Source organism: Kitasatospora sp. NPDC053057, assembly GCF_044546945.1.
Lineage (GTDB): Bacteria > Actinomycetota > Actinomycetes > Streptomycetales > Streptomycetaceae > Kitasatospora.
Genome location: NZ_JBITZP010000029.1, coordinates 1 through 14043 on the forward strand (window position 1 = coordinate 1; position 14043 = coordinate 14043).

General features: G+C 71.6%; 12 protein-coding genes and 1 pseudogene. 4 read left to right on the top strand and 9 right to left on the bottom strand.

The window, feature by feature from the left end; genetic code table 11:
- Positions 1-278: 278 nt before the first annotated feature.
- Positions 279-863: pseudogene (locus ACIG5E_RS26625) on the bottom strand (DUF4185 domain-containing protein); the annotation flags it as partial.
- A gap of 68 nt (positions 864-931) precedes the next feature.
- Between ACIG5E_RS26625 and ACIG5E_RS26630 the strand changes: the two are divergent.
- Complete coding sequence (locus tag ACIG5E_RS26630) at positions 932-1168, top strand: zinc ribbon domain-containing protein (RefSeq protein ID WP_396537408.1); 237 nt, start codon at positions 932-934, stop codon at positions 1166-1168.
- Between the two features lie 296 nt (positions 1169-1464).
- Here ACIG5E_RS26630 and ACIG5E_RS26635 read toward each other — a convergent pair whose 3' ends face one another.
- Positions 1465-2064, bottom strand: coding sequence for a cysteine hydrolase (locus ACIG5E_RS26635; protein WP_396537410.1), 600 nt, complete (start codon positions 2062-2064; stop codon positions 1465-1467).
- Between the two features lie 93 nt (positions 2065-2157).
- On the bottom strand, positions 2158-3447 hold the full coding sequence (locus ACIG5E_RS26640; RefSeq protein ID WP_396537571.1) for an MFS transporter: 1290 nt from the start codon (positions 3445-3447) through the stop codon (positions 2158-2160).
- A gap of 157 nt (positions 3448-3604) precedes the next feature.
- Here ACIG5E_RS26640 and ACIG5E_RS26645 point away from each other — a divergent pair, with 157 nt between their 5' ends.
- Complete coding sequence (locus ACIG5E_RS26645) at positions 3605-4540, top strand: LysR family transcriptional regulator (protein WP_396537412.1); 936 nt, start codon at positions 3605-3607, stop codon at positions 4538-4540.
- Between the two features lie 67 nt (positions 4541-4607).
- On the opposite strand, the gene ACIG5E_RS26650 is transcribed toward ACIG5E_RS26645, so the two are convergent.
- Positions 4608-4901, bottom strand: a complete 294-nt coding sequence (locus tag ACIG5E_RS26650; protein WP_396537414.1) for a hypothetical protein — start codon at positions 4899-4901, stop codon at positions 4608-4610.
- A 147-nt stretch (positions 4902-5048) separates the two neighbouring features.
- On the opposite strand from ACIG5E_RS26650, the gene holA reads away from it, so the two are divergent.
- Positions 5049-6047, top strand: coding sequence for a DNA polymerase III subunit delta (gene holA, locus ACIG5E_RS26655; RefSeq protein ID WP_396537416.1), 999 nt, complete (start codon positions 5049-5051; stop codon positions 6045-6047).
- Positions 6048-6111: 64 nt separating this feature from the next.
- On the opposite strand, the gene ACIG5E_RS26660 is transcribed toward holA, so the two are convergent.
- The 3 genes from ACIG5E_RS26660 to ACIG5E_RS26670 all read right to left on the bottom strand — a co-directional run bounded on the left by ACIG5E_RS26660 (position 6112) and on the right by ACIG5E_RS26670 (position 7976).
- Entirely contained in the window at positions 6112-6783 is a 672-nt protein-coding gene (locus tag ACIG5E_RS26660; RefSeq protein WP_396537418.1) for a hypothetical protein, read from the bottom strand.
- Between the two features lie 465 nt (positions 6784-7248).
- Positions 7249-7518: a 30S ribosomal protein S20 gene (gene rpsT / locus ACIG5E_RS26665; RefSeq protein ID WP_030233686.1), complete on the bottom strand. Its 270-nt coding sequence runs from the start codon at positions 7516-7518 to the stop codon at positions 7249-7251.
- Between the two features lie 152 nt (positions 7519-7670).
- A complete protein-coding gene (locus tag ACIG5E_RS26670; protein ID WP_396537420.1) occupies positions 7671-7976 on the bottom strand; it encodes an antibiotic biosynthesis monooxygenase family protein in 306 nt (101 codons plus the stop codon).
- A gap of 248 nt (positions 7977-8224) precedes the next feature.
- On the opposite strand from ACIG5E_RS26670, the gene lepA reads away from it, so the two are divergent.
- A complete protein-coding gene (gene lepA / locus ACIG5E_RS26675; RefSeq protein ID WP_396537422.1) occupies positions 8225-10093 on the top strand; it encodes a translation elongation factor 4 in 1869 nt (622 codons plus the stop codon).
- A 52-nt stretch (positions 10094-10145) separates the two neighbouring features.
- On the opposite strand, the gene ACIG5E_RS26680 is transcribed toward lepA, so the two are convergent.
- Together ACIG5E_RS26680 and ACIG5E_RS26685 are read right to left on the bottom strand one after the other, a co-directional pair.
- On the bottom strand, positions 10146-12170 hold the full coding sequence (locus tag ACIG5E_RS26680) for an ABC transporter ATP-binding protein (protein ID WP_396537424.1): 2025 nt from the start codon (positions 12168-12170) through the stop codon (positions 10146-10148).
- A complete protein-coding gene (locus tag ACIG5E_RS26685; protein ID WP_396537426.1) occupies positions 12167-13900 on the bottom strand; it encodes an ABC transporter ATP-binding protein in 1734 nt (577 codons plus the stop codon). Before ACIG5E_RS26685 ends, ACIG5E_RS26680 begins: the two co-directional genes overlap by 4 nt.
- Between the last annotated feature and the right edge of the window lie 143 nt (positions 13901-14043).

Here is a 14043-nt window from a genome sequence, read left to right on the forward strand (position 1 = left end):
CGCCCGGCAGCGCGGGGTGCCGTACCCCGAGGCCGCCACCCGGGCGACCGCGGCGGGCATGATCGCGGGCGGACTGGCCCTCGGCACCGGGCTCGGGGGCGGGGGGGGGGGGGGGGGGGGGGGGGGGGGGGGGGGGGGGGGCCCCCGGGCCGGGGGGGGGGGGCCCCCCCGCGGCCCCCCCCCCCCCCCGCCGCAGCGAAACGCCCGCCCCGCGGGGCACCGCACCCACTGGTGAGCCGGGGCACCGCCCCCACCGGTGAGCCACCGAACGTGCAGCCTCAGGACAGCATGTTGATCCGGTACTGCATGATCCGGTAGTTCTTCGGGTCGTACCACTGGCTGACGACGATGTGGAAGTTGCCGAACGTCGAGCCCGGGATGACGAAGCCGCCGTACGGGCTGGCGACGAGGTTGCCGACCTCCTGGCCCGGGGTGCCGGGAAGGATCACGGTCTGCTCCAGCGTCCTGGTCAGGTCCGAGGTCGGGAGGGCGAAGACCATCGCCCTGATCGACAGCGGGTCCATGTTCAACCAGGTGAGGACGTACTTGCCGTCCATGGCGCGGAAGCACATCTCGCCCCACTTGCGGGTGCCGAAGACGGTCGTCGGGGAGGGGGCGTTCCACTGCCAGTTGCCGTCGGCGAAGCCCCAGGGCTCGTAGGCGCCCGGATTGCCGAGGCTCTCCTTCCGCACCCGGTGCAGCAGCATCCCCGATTCCACGGCGCGGTTGAAGACCGTGGACAGCACGTAGCAGTAGCCGTCGTCGGCCACGGCGTAGGTCTTCTGCTGGAACTGGCCGCCGTGCAGGTCGCCCGGCCACTGGCACAGGTACTCCCAGCTCTCGCCGTTGTCGGTGGAGCGCCAGCCACTCCTGGGCGTTCGCCCAGCTCGGAGCGTTCGTCGCCTACAAGGCCGAACGCGCGGGCGTTCCCGTGGTCCACGTGGACCCGAGGAACACCTCCCGCCAGTGCTCCTCCTGCCGGCACACCCACAAGACCAACCGAGTGGACCAAGCGACGTTCGCGTGCCGCGCCTGCGGCACCACGATGCACGCGGATGATGGGGGCACCTCCCGGCCGAAGGCTGGGGGAGCCTCCCGCAACATCCGCCACCGCGCGGACGCTGCGTGGCAGCGGGGCACAGCCAACTGCCCCACCAGCGCCCCGTAGAGCGCCGGTCAGACGCGGTGACCGCTGACGGGGCGACTCGCCAGGCACACGGTCAACCACAAGCCCGGGGACTTCAGTCCCGGGTAGTTGACGAGCGACTCCCGGAAGGCGGAGGGGGTGTTTCGGCAGTCGGTTGCCGTCCGCCACTGTGGATCAGGAGGCCCGGGCGCCGGTGGGGACGGCCGCCTGACACTCCGTCGATTCACCCGGTGGTGTGCGGTCCCGGTCATCGGGCGGCCGCCGTGCCGGGCAGGTCCGCCGCCCACGATCGGGGGCCTCCGGGGGGCGGGATCGTGTCAGCCGGCCCGGAGCAGCTCGGGCAGTCCGGCGGTGTCGACGAGGTGGGACCGGGTGGGGAGGACCTGGCGGAGCAGGACGTCGTGGACTTTGGGGTTCGGGTCGGCGATGGCGTCGGAGAGGACGTAGAGCAGGTAGTCGCGGTCGGCCGCGTCGAGGACGGTGGACAGGACGGCGCCGCTGGTGCTGATGCCGGAGACGACCAGGGTGGTGATGCCGCGTTCGCGCAGCTGCCGGTCGAGGTCGGTGGTGGACATGGCGCCGTACCGGGTCTTGCGGACGAGGATGTCGCCGGGGCGGGGGGTCAGACGCTCGTGGACGGCGGTGGTGGGGTCCTCGTGGTGCATGGCGCGGTGCCGGGCGAGTGGGCCGAAGGATTTGTTGGCGTCCGGGATGGCGTCCCAGTCGGCCTCGGTGAAGCCGACCCGTACATGGGCGACGGTGCCGCCGGCGGCCCGGACGTCGGCGACGGCCCGTTCGATGCGGCCGAGCAGGGCTTCCCGGGTGCCCTCATCGGGCAGGACGGCCAGGACGGCGGGCTGGCAGTCCAGGACGAGAAGAGCGGTGTGCGCGGGGTCGAGTGCGGGGGCGGCGCTCATGGGGGTGTCCTCCTTGCGGATGTGGATGTGGATGTGGATGGGGTGCGACCGGCGGCGACCGGCAAGCGACCGTCCGCCGGCCGAACGCTGGCGTCAGGAGTGGCTGAGGGCCGGCTCCGGCTCCTGCGCCGACGCGTGCTCGTGTCGGGGGAGCAGCAGCGGGGTCGCGAGGATGAGCAGCCCCGCGACGGCGAGGGCGGTGCGCGGGCCGGTGACGTCGGCGAGCAGCCCGCCGAGTGCGGTGCAGACGGCGATGGACGCCTGCTGGCCGATCGACCAGGCCGACAGGGTGCGGGCGACCAGGTGCTTGGGGGTGCGTTCGAGCCGGTAGGTGGCGAGCACCGGGTTGTAGAGGCTCATGTTGACGATGATCGCCAGCTCGACGGCCATCACGGTGACCAGGCCGACGACGCCGGGGCGGACGAAGACCAGGCCGATCAGCCAGGCGGCGCGCAGGGTGCCGACGGTCCGGAAGACCCGGTGGCGTCCGTAGCGGGCCACGACGCGCTGGGCGAGCCGCGAACCGATGAGCCCGCCGAGGCAGGGGGCGGCGAAGGCGAGGCCGTACTGCCAGGCGGGGAAGTGGAGTTGGCGCAGCAGGAGTACGGCCAGCAGCGGTTCGGTGGCCATGATCAGGCCGCCGACGAGCATGTTGTTGAGGTAGAGCGGCCGCAGGCCGGGGTCGCCCAGGATGTGCCGCCAGCCGTCGAGTACCGCGCCCGCCCGCACCGGGGCCTTGCCGGTGTGCTGCGGGGCCTCCTCCCGGCCGCGGATCGCGGTGATGCCGAGGGCGGAGAGCAGGTAGCTGAGGGCGTCGGCCACGATCGTGGTGACCGGTCCGAACAGGCCGATCGCGGCCCCGCCGAGCGGTGGTCCGACCGCGATGGAGCTCCAGTTGGTGGATTCGAACCGGGCGTTGGCCACCAGCAGGTCGTCCGGCCGGACGAGGGCCTTGAGGTGGGCGCCGCTGGCCGCGTTGAACGCGATCTTGGCCGCGGCGACGACGGCCGAGACCACCAGCAGCTGGACGAAGCCGAGCAGGCCGAAGGTGTAGGCGAGCGGGATCGTGGCCATGGCCGCGAACCGGATCAGGTCCATCGCGATCATCACCGGGCGCTTGCGCCGGAACTCCACCCATGGTGCGAGCGGCACCGCGATCAGCGCGCCCACCGCGGGGCCCACCGCGGACAGCGCGGACACCTCGGCCGGCCCGGCGTGCAACGCCAGTACGGCGATCAGCGGCAGGGCCCCGAACCCCAGCCCGGACCCGTACGCGCTCACCGCGTACGCCGCCCAGAGCCAACCGAACTGCCGCCCGAGCCGCTTCCTGCCCGTCCTGCCCACCTCGCCCTTCTTGCCCAACTCGCTCTTCTTGCCCACCATGCCCACCTTGCCCACCATGCTCGGCGCGCTCCCTCGACGTCCTGTTCGAACAAACCGACGTTGACCGGTGAGAGCTAACCGAGCGGCACAACCGCAGGTCAAACAACCGTCTCGCCGTCCCTCCACAACCGCCCGTTGTTCACTAAGGTGGATCGGCGTGGACCTCGAAGCCGTACGCACCTTCGCCGCCGCCGTGGAAGCGGGCCAGTTCCAGAAGGCCGCCGCCGACCTGGCGATCACCCAGCAGGCCGTCTCCAAGCGCATCGCCGCCCTGGAGCGCGATCTCGGCGTCCGGCTGTTCACCCGCACCCCACGCGGCGCCGAGCTCACCATCGACGGGCAGGCCTTCCTGCCCCACGCGCGCGAGCTGCTGCGCGCCGCCGAGCGCGCGGTCGCGTCCGTGGGCGCCGGCCGTCGCCCGCTGCGGGTCGACGTGATCGCCTCGCGCGGCGCGGCGGCGGGCCTGATGCGCGGGTTCCACGCCGCGCACCCCGAGTTCGACCTCGACGTGGTGATGCTGTTCGAGATCGAGGCGGCCGTCACAGCACTGCGCTCCGGTGCGATCGACGCGTCCTTCCGCGCCGTCGCCATGCCCGGCCGGCCCCTTCCCGAGGACATCGAGTCCGTCCGGGTGCTCGACGAGCCGCTGCAGCTCCTCACCGGCCCGGCCCACGCGCTGGCGGGCGCCCGCTCGGTGACCGTCGCCCAGCTCGTCGGGCACCGGATCTGGATGCCCGGCATCGTCCCCGGCACCGAGTGGGGCGCCTACTACGACGACCTCGTCGCCGGGTTCGGCCTCACCATCGAGGCGACCGGCCCCAACTTCGGCTCCGACGTGCTCCTGGACACGGTCGCCGACACCCCGGCCCTGGCCACCTTCATGAGCGAGCAGACCCGCCTCGTCTGGCCCGCCGGTCACGACCTCCGCCGCATCCCGGTGACCGACCCGACGCCCGTCTACCCGCACTCCCTCCTGTGGCACCGCGACAACCCCCACCCGGCCCTGGCCGCCCTCCGCGCGCACCTCGCCGCGACCAGGCCCGCCCTCGACGCCCCCGGCACCTGGCGGCCGGGCTGGGTGCTCCCGCGCTGATCGGCCGCCGGGGCCGGAGGGCGGGGGCCAGCGGACCGGGGTCAGCGGACGTCGACGAAGATGCTGGTCAGGCCTCTTCGCGCCAGCCGTCGTGGGACGTGGCGAGGGCGTCGACGGCGTGCAGCAGGGCGGGGGTCCAGCCGGTGGACGGCGGGTCGAGGACGACCAGCCACTGGGCGTCCTCGGCGTCGTCCTCGCCGGCCAGGGCGTCGCGGACGATCTCCAGTTCGCCGAGGTCCGGGTGGGCGGCGCTGAGTTCCTCGGCGGCCTCGTCGGCGGCGTCGCGGTCGGGCAGGACGAGCAGCTGGCGGACGAACGGGTCGTCGACGTCCGGGAGGTCGGGGGTGTGGTTCTCGGTCACCGGTCCATTCTCCAGGTCGGGCGGAACGGTCCGGCAGGGCGGTCGGCCGGTACGGTGGTCGGCCCGTACGGCGGTCGGCCGGTACGGCCGTCGGCCCGGACGGTCGCCGGGCGGGAGTGTCCGCGGCGCGTGGGATGCTGGTAGGCGATGGCCAGGAAGAGTGCACCCGACGACCTGCTCGCCCCGCTGACCCTCGCGGTCGGCCAGGAGGAGCTGCTGCTGGACCGCGCGGTCGCCCAGGTGGTGGCCGCGGCGAAGGCCGCGGACCCGGACACCGACGTACGGGACCTTCCGCCCGGCGGGTTGCAGCCCGGCAGCCTGGCCGAGCTGACCACCCCCTCGCTGTTCGCCGAGCGCAAGGTGATCGTGGTCCGGGCCGCCCAGGACCTCTCCGCCGACTCGGTGAAGGAGGTCAAGGCCTACATCGAGGCGCCGGCCGAAGAAGTGATCATGGTGCTGGTGCACGCCGGCGGGGCCAAGGGCAAGGGTCTGCTGGACGCCGGGCGCAAGGCGGGCGGACGCGAGGTGGCCTGCGCCAAGCTGGCCAAGGCGAGCGAGCGACTGGCCTTCGTCAAGGGCGAGTTCCGCACCCTGGGCCGCTCCGCGACCCAGGAGGCCTGCCAGGCGCTGCTGGACGCGCTCGGCAGCGACCTGCGCGAACTTGCGGCCGCGTGCAGCCAGTTGACCTCGGACGTCGAGGGCACCATCGACGAGACGGTGGTGGCCCGCTACTACAGCGGCCGGGCCGAGGCGACCGGCTTCGAGGTGGCCGACCTGGCGGTCACCGGCCGGGCGGCGGAGGCGCTGGAGCGGCTGCGCTGGGCGCTGGCCGTCGGCCAGCCGCCGACCGGCATCACCTATGCGCTGGCCTCCGGCGTGCGCAGCATCGGGCGGCTGGCCACGACCGGGCGGAACATGCGCCCGGCCGATCTGGCCCGCGAGTTGGGCATGCCGCCGTGGAAGGTGGACCGGGTCCGCCAGCAGATGCGCGGCTGGACGGGCGACGGGGTGGCCACCGCGCTGACCGCGATCGCCCAGGCCGACGCCGCCGTCAAGGGCGGCTCGGACGATCCGGCGTTCGCCCTGGAGCGCGCGGTGGTCGCCGTCGCCAAGGCCGCCCGGGCCGGCTCCCGGCCCGCGTACTGACACGCCCGACCGGCCCGCCCGCCGCCCGCCGCCCAGCGCCCGACAGGCCGCCCGTCGCCCCGCGCTACTTGCGCATGGCCCGGACGGCGTTGCCGGCGTCCGTCTGCAGCATGCCGCGCAGCTCGTCCATGGACGGCGGGGTGGTCTTCCCCTGGGTGTAGCTGGCGCTGTAGGTGATGTAGAAGGTCATCCCGCCGTCGCGGACGTCCACCTCGGCGTAGATGTCGCGGTACTTGTCCGCGCCGTCGTCCTTGTACACGAAGTACGCGTCTTCGCCGATCCCCGTGATGTTCGAGATCTGGTAGCCGCGCGACCGGTAGGTCTCCTTGTTGGCCGAGAGCTCGGGCGCGGGGTTCACCGCCTTGTGCAGGTCGGCGCGCAGGTAGACCGAGGCGTACTCGCTGTCGCTGGTGCCGCCGATCCGCTTGAGGGACATCGAGCAGTTCATGCTGTCCAGGGCCGGGTTCCGGTCGGTGTGGTGGCTCGGCGAGGTGCTGCTCGTGTTGACCGAGTACTTCCCCAGCAGCTGGTCGGGCTTCCCGACGGCGCAGAAGTCGTCCGAGACGTGGTAGCCGCCGAGGCTGCGCGGCGCGGAGTCGCCGCTGTTGCCGACCATGCCCGGGATGACCAGCACGGCGGTGGTCCAGCCGGCCGAGGCGAGCAGCGCGCCGACGAAGGCCCAGACGGCGTTGCGCCGCAGGTTGCCCCTGGAGCGGCCCCCGGACGCCCCACCCACAGGGCCGGGACCGGCGCCGGGAGCGGCCGCGGGAACACCCGTGGGAACGGTGACGGGAACGGCACCGGGAACGCCCGCGCCCGGCGAGGCGGGCAGTCCGGGCGGCGGACCGAAGCCGGTCGCCCCCGGTGCCTGCTGCGGAAACCCGTACCCCGGCCCGTTCGGCGCCGGGGTCGGCGGCGGTGGCGTCGTCATTGGATGTTCCCCCCTCGGGACTGGCGCCGGGATGCCCCCCGCATCCTCGGTCGCGCGTGATCGACCATAGCGGCCGGGGCGCGGAACGCGACAGGCGCCGCAGTCGGCCTCTGGGGAAGAGGCCGGCTGCGGCGCCTGCCGTACAGCTGGTGTGCACCGCACCCGCGTGGCGAACGCAGGCCGCGTGCGGTGCGAGTCTCGCACGCCTCAGGGGTCCGGGTAGAGGGCCGGGCCGTCCGGAGGCGGTGGGGGCCGGAGCCCCCGGAGGCGTCAGGCCTGGACGGCCGCGTTGACGCGCTTGGTGATGGCCGACTTCTTGTTGGCGGCCTGGTTGGCGTGGATGACGCCCTTGCTCACGGCCTTGTCCAGCGCCTTGGAGGCGGCGCGGGCCAGCACGGCGGCCTTCTCGGTCTCGCCGGCGGCAGCGGCCTCACGGGCCTTGCGCAGAGCGGTCTTCAGCGAGGACTTGACGGCCTTGTTGCGCAGGCGCGCCTTCTCGTTGGTCTTGTTGCGCTTGATCTGGGACTTGATGTTCGCCACGAAGGAGCCTCAGTCTTGTCTAAAAGGTTTGAACGGGCTGCACGTGAAGGCCGTCGGACCAGCTGAGAGGGCATGCCGGGGCCAGGTGCAGCTGACCACGCTACCAGGGGCCCGCCGCCCGCCCCAAACCGGCCGCCGGGCCCGCGGGCCGGTCAGGCGCTCAGCACCGGCTCCCCGTAGTGCTCGACCTCCGGGAACGGCCGGTAGAACCGGTGCAGCAGCTCCCGCCACTGCTGGTACTCGGCCGAGCCGCGGAACCCCTCGGTGTGGTCGGCGAGCGTCTCCCACTCCACCTGCAGCAGGAAGCGCGAGCCGCGCCCCTCGTCCAGACAGCGGTGCAGCCGGAGGGAGCGGAAGCCGCGCTGGACGGCGATCAGGGGACGGGCCTCGGCGAAGGCGGCGAGGAACTCGTCCTCCCGGCCGGGCAGGACGTCGAGCAGGGCGCTTTCAAGGATCATGGCAGCCCATCCTGCCGTCACTGCGGAGCGGGGCGGAAGCCCCCGGAAAACCCCCAGGAACACGCCTGGAACACCCCCGGGAATGCCCCGGCGGAGGGCCGCGAGGTGCCCGAACGGTGTCCGGTGCCGCAGTCGTGGGAAGATGGGAGGAACTATTTCGATCGGACGAGACTGTCCGGTCCCCGGGATAGCCGGTCAGCGATGATCCGGACACCCCCGGCCCCGGACCAACGGAGAATCGGACCAAGGTGCCCGCGACCCCCAGCAATGTGCCAGAGCCCAGCCGTACCGACCCGGCGCTGATCCGCAACTTCTGCATCATCGCCCACATCGACCACGGCAAGTCGACGCTCGCAGACCGGATGCTGCAGATCACCGGCGTCGTCGACCCCCGGCAGATGCGTGCCCAGTACCTCGACCGCATGGACATCGAGCGCGAGCGCGGCATCACCATCAAGTCGCAGGCGGTCCGCCTCCCGTGGGCCCCGAAGACCGGGCCGGACGCCGGGACGACGCACATCCTCAACATGATCGACACCCCCGGCCACGTGGACTTCACGTACGAGGTGTCCCGCTCCCTCGCGGCCTGCGAGGGAACCATCCTGGTGGTCGACGCGGCCCAGGGCATCGAGGCGCAGACCCTCGCCAACCTGTACCTGGCGCTGGAGAACGACCTCACGATCGTCCCGGTCCTCAACAAGATCGACCTGCCGGCCGCCCAGCCGGAGAAGTACGCGGCGGAGATCGCGCACATCATCGGCTGCGACCCCTCGGACGTCCTGCAGGTCAGCGCCAAGACCGGCCTCGGCGTCGAGGACCTGCTGGACCACATCGTCAACACCATCCCGGCCCCGGTCGGCGTCGCGGACGCCCCGGCCCGCGCGATGATCTTCGACTCGGTGTACGACTCCTACCGCGGCGTGGTCACCTACGTCCGTGTCGTGGACGGCCAGCTCACCAAGCGCGAGCGCATCCAGATGATGTCCACCGGCGCCACCCACGAGCTGCTGGAGATCGGTGTCATCTCGCCCGAGCCGAAGGTCGCCGACGGCCTCGGCGTCGGCGAGGTGGGCTACATCATCACCGGCGTGAAGGACGTCCGGCAGTCCAAGGTCGGTGACACGATCACCTCGATGCACAAGGGCGCCACCGAGCCGCTCGGCGGCTACAAGGACCCGCGCCCGATGGTGTTCTCCGGCCTGTACCCGCTGGACGGCTCGGACTACCCGCTGCTGCGCGACGCCCTGGACAAGCTGCGGCTGAACGACGCCGCCCTGGTGTACGAGCCGGAGACCTCGGTCGCGCTGGGCTTCGGCTACCGCTGCGGCTTCCTCGGCCTGCTGCACCTGGAGATCATCCGGGAGCGCCTGGAGCGCGAGTTCAACCTCGACCTGATCTCCACCGCCCCGAACGTGGTCTACCGGGTGGTGATGGAGGACGGCACCGAGCACACCGTCACCAACCCGAGCGAGTTCCCGTCCGGCAAGATCGCCGAGGTGTACGAGCCGGTCGTGCGCGGCACCATCCTCGCGCCCAACGAGTTCGTCGGCGCGATCATGGAGCTCTGCCAGTCCCGCCGCGGCAGCCTGCAGGGCATGGACTACCTGTCCGAGGACCGGGTCGAGCTGCGCTACACCCTGCCGCTCGCCGAGATCGTCTTCGACTTCTTCGACCAGCTGAAGTCCAAGACCCGCGGCTACGCCTCGCTCGACTACGAGCCCATCGGCGAGCAGACCGCCGCCCTGGTCAAGGTCGACATCCTGCTGCACGGCGACGCGGTGGACGCCTTCTCCGCGATCGTGCACAAGGACAAGGCCTACGGCTACGGCGTCATGATGGCCGGCAAGCTGCAGAAGCTGATCCCGCGCCAGCAGTTCGAGGTGCCGATCCAGGCGGCCATCGGCTCCCGGGTGATCGCCCGCGAGACGGTCCGCGCGATCCGCAAGGACGTCCTCGCCAAGTGCTACGGCGGTGACATCTCCCGCAAGCGGAAGCTGCTGGAGAAGCAGAAGGAGGGCAAGAAGCGGATGAAGATGGTCGGCAGCGTGGAGGTCCCGCAGGAGGCCTTCATCGCCGCGCTGTCCACCGACGCCGAGACGCCGAAGGACAAGAAGTAGCGACGACGGAAGGGCCCGGGGCGATCGGCCCCGGGCCCTTCCGCGTACCCGGTCAGTCGACCTCGGCCACGGCCTCCGCGAACTGCGCCTGGTAGAGCCGGGCGTAGGCGCCGTCGGCGGCGATCAGCTCGTCGTGCGAGCCCTGTTCCACGATGGAGCCGTTTTCCATCACCAGGATGACGTCGGCGTCGCGGATGGTGGAGAGGCGGTGGGCGATGACGAAGCTGGTGCGGCCGCTGCGCAGCCGGGCCATGGCCCGCTGGATGAGCACCTCGGTGCGGGTGTCGACCGAGCTGGTGGCCTCGTCCAGGACCAGGATCGACGGCTGGGCGAGGAAGGCCCGGGCGATGGTGATCAGCTGCTTCTCGCCCGCGCTGACGCCGGTGCCCTCGTCGTCGATGACGGTGTCGTAGCCGTCCGGGAGGGTGCGCACGAACCGGTCGACGTGGGCGGCCTTGGCGGCCTCGATGACCTGTTCGCGGGTGGCCGACCCGGCCCCGTACGCGATGTTGTCGGCGATGGTGCCGCCGAACAGCCAGGTGTCCTGGAGGACCATTCCGATGCCGGAGCGCAGGTCCTCGCGGGACATCGCCGCGATGTCGACGCCGTCGAGGGTGATCCGTCCGGAGCTGACCTCGTAGAACCGCATCAGCAGGTTGACCAGGGTGGTCTTGCCGGCGCCGGTGGGGCCGACGATGGCGACGGTCTGGCCGGGTTCGACCTTGAGCGAGAGGTCGTCGATGAGCGGCTTGTCGGGGTCGTAGCGGAAGGACACGTCCTGGAAGGCGACCCGGCCGTGGACCGTGTCCGGCTTCTCGGGCATGGCCGGTTCGGGGCTCTGCTCGGGGGCGTCGAGCAGCTCGAAGACGCGCTCGGCGGAGGCGACCCCGGACTGCACCAGGTTGGCCATGCTGGCGACCTGGGTGAGCGGCTGGCTGAACTGCCGGGAGTACTGGATGAAGGCCTGGACGTCGCCGATGGACAGCGAGCCGCTGGCCACCCGGAGCCCGCCGACCACCGCGACCAGCACGTACTGAAGGTTGCCGATCAGCATCATCGCGGGCTGGATGATCCCGGAGATGAACTGGGCGCGGAAGCTGGCGTGGAACAGCGCGTCGTTGTGCTCGCGGAAGGTCGCGGCGGACTCGCGCTGCCGGCCGAACACCTTGACCAGGGTGTGGCCGGTGTACATCTCCTCGATGTGGGCGTTGAGTTGGCCGGTGGACTTCCACTGCTGGACGAACTGCGGCTGGGCCCGCTTGCCGACCTTGGCGGCGACGACCACCGACAGCGGCACCGAAATCAGGGCGATCAGCGCCAGCAGCCAGGAGATCCAGAACATCATCGCCAGCACGCCGACCACGGTGAGCAGCGAGTTGACGACCTGTCCCATGGTCTGCTGCATGGACTGGCCGATGTTGTCGATGTCGTTGGTGACCCGGCTGAGCACCTCGCCGCGCGGCTGCTTGTCGAAGTAACTGAGCGGCAGGCGGGCGAGTTTGGCCTCGACGTCCTGGCGCAGCCGGTAGCCGGCGGACTGGATCGCCTTGGTGGCCAGGCGGCCCTGGAAGATGCCGAAGACGGCGGAGGCGACGTAGATGCCGAGCACCCAGAGCAGGATGGAGCCGATGGCGCCGAAGTCCATGCCGTGGCCGGGGGTGAAGTCGACCGCGGAGAGCAGGTCGGCGACGCCGCCCTGGCCGTGGGCGCGCAGCCCCTCGATGACCTCGGCCTTGGAGGTGCCGGGCTGGAAGCGGGCGCCGATGACGCCGGCGAAGATCAGGTCGGTGGCGTCGCCGAGGATCTTGGGGCCGGTGACGGCGCAGCTGATGCCGAGGACGCCGAGCACCAGGACGCCGATCAGCAGCTTGCGTTCGGGGCGCAGCAGGCCGAGGACGCGCTTGCCGGAGCCCTTGAAGTCCATGGACTTCTCGGCGCCCTGGCCGCCCATGAAGCGGCCCGGTCCGGCCGGGCCGCGGCGGGCGGCGGCGGCCTGGGAGTCGCTGGGCAGCCGGTCCTGCGGCTTGCCGGACGCAGCTTCGGCCGTCGGCCCGGCGGGCCTTCCTGGGGTGGTCACGCCGCCTCCTGCTCGGTGAGCTGGGAGAGCACGATCTCCCGGTACGTCGGGTTGTCGGCCATCAGTTCGTGGTGGGTGCCGCTGCCGACGACGGCGCCCTCGTCGAGGACGATGATCCGGTCGGCGTCGCGGATGGTGGAGACGCGCTGGGCGACGATCAGGACGGTGGCGTCGGCGGTCTCGCGGGCGAGGGCCTTGCGCAGCTTGGCGTCGGTGGCGTAGTCGAGCGCGGAGAAGGAGTCGTCGAAGAGGTAGACGTCGGGCCTGCGGACGAGTGCCCGGGCGATGGCCAGGCGCTGGCGCTGGCCGCCGGAGACGTTGCTGCCGCCCTGGGCGATGGGGGCGTCCAGGCCTTCGGCGAGCTTCTCGACGAACTCCTTGGCCTGGGCGATCTCCAGGGCGTGCCAGAGTTCCTCGTCGGTGGCGTCGGGGTGGCCGTAGCGGAGGTTGCTGGCGACGGTGCCGGCGAACAGGTACGGCTTCTGCGGGACGATGCCGACGCTGTCGGCGATGGCGTCGGCGGAGAGCTCGCGCACGTCCACGCCGTCGAGCAGGACCTGCCCGGAGGTGGCGTCGAAGAGCCGGGGGACGAGGCCGAGCAGGGTGGACTTGCCGCTGCCGGTGGAGCCGATGATGGCGGTGGTCTCGCCGGGGCGGGCGGTGAGGTCGATGCCGCGCAGCACCGAGGCCTCGGCGCCGGGGTAGCGGAAGTCGACGTCGCGCAGTTCCAGGTTGCCGCGGCGCAGCAGCTCGGTGACCGGGGCGGCGGGCGGGACGACGCTGGAGGAGGTGCCCAGGACCTCCTGGACGCGCTCGGCGCAGACCTCGGCGCGCGGCACCATCATGAACATGAAGGTGGCCATCATGACGCTCATCAGGATCTGCATCAGGTAGGAGAGGAAGGCGGTGAGCGCGCCGATCTCCATGTCGCCGCTGTCGATGCGGTGGGCGCCGAACCAGAGCACCGCGACGCTGGAGACGTTCACGACCATCATCACGGCCGGGAACATGACGGACATCAGCCGGCCGACCTGGCGGGCGGTGTGGGTGAGGTCCTCGTTGGCGTCGGCGAAGCGGGTCTGCTCGTGGTCGTCCTTGACGAAGGCGCGGATGACCCGGATGCCGGTGATCTGCTCGCGCAGCACCCGGTTCACGGTGTCGATCTTCACCTGCATGCTGCGGAACTTCGGCCGCAGGGCGCGCACCAGCAGGGCGACGACCACGCCGAGCGCGGGGATGACGGCGAGCAGCAGCCCGGACAGCGGGACGTCCTGGTTGAGCGCCATGATGATGCCGCCGACGCACATGATCGGCGCGGCGACCATCAGGGTGAAGCTCATCAGAGCCAGCATCTGGACCTGCTGGACGTCGTTGGTGGTGCGGGTGATGAGGGAGGGGGCGCCGAACTGGCCGACCTCGCGGGAGGAGAAGCCCTGCACCCGGTCGAAGACGGCGGCCCGGAGGTCGCGGCCGAAGGCCATGGCGGTGCGGGCGCCGAAGTAGACGGCGCCGATCGAGCACAGCGCCTGGACCAGGGTGACGCCGATCATCACGGCGCCGAGGCGCAGGATGTAGCTGGTGTCGCCCTTGACCACGCCCTTGTCGATGATGTCGGCGTTGAGCGTCGGCAGGTAGAGCGCCGCCAGGGTGGATACCAGTTGGAGGATCACCAGCAAGGTGATCGGTCGGGAGTACGGGCGCAGGTACGCCCGGAGCAGTCTGATCAGCACTGGCCCACTCTTGTCGTCGCCGGTCGGGTTCGCACCCCAATTCTCGTCGTTCTGTAGCGTCGTACAGACGATTCGCGGGCTGTCCGGCTGAGGTTTGCCGGGCCTTTGCCATTGCCGCGGCCGGTCCGGGCATCGGCCCCGCG

Bases quoted from the DNA above. Each gene is read 5' to 3' on its own strand.
- ACIG5E_RS26635 (WP_396537410.1), bottom strand. From the start codon at position 2,064: ATGAGCGCCGCCCCCGCACTCGACCCCGCGCACACCGCTCTTCTCGTC.
- ACIG5E_RS26640 (WP_396537571.1), bottom strand. From the start codon at position 3,447: ATGGTGGGCAAGAAGAGCGAGTTGGGCAAGAAGGGCGAGGTGGGCAGG.
- holA (WP_396537416.1), top strand. From the start codon at position 5,049: ATGGCCAGGAAGAGTGCACCCGACGACCTGCTCGCCCCGCTGACCCTC.
- ACIG5E_RS26670 (WP_396537420.1), bottom strand. From the start codon at position 7,976: ATGATCCTTGAAAGCGCCCTGCTCGACGTCCTGCCCGGCCGGGAGGAC.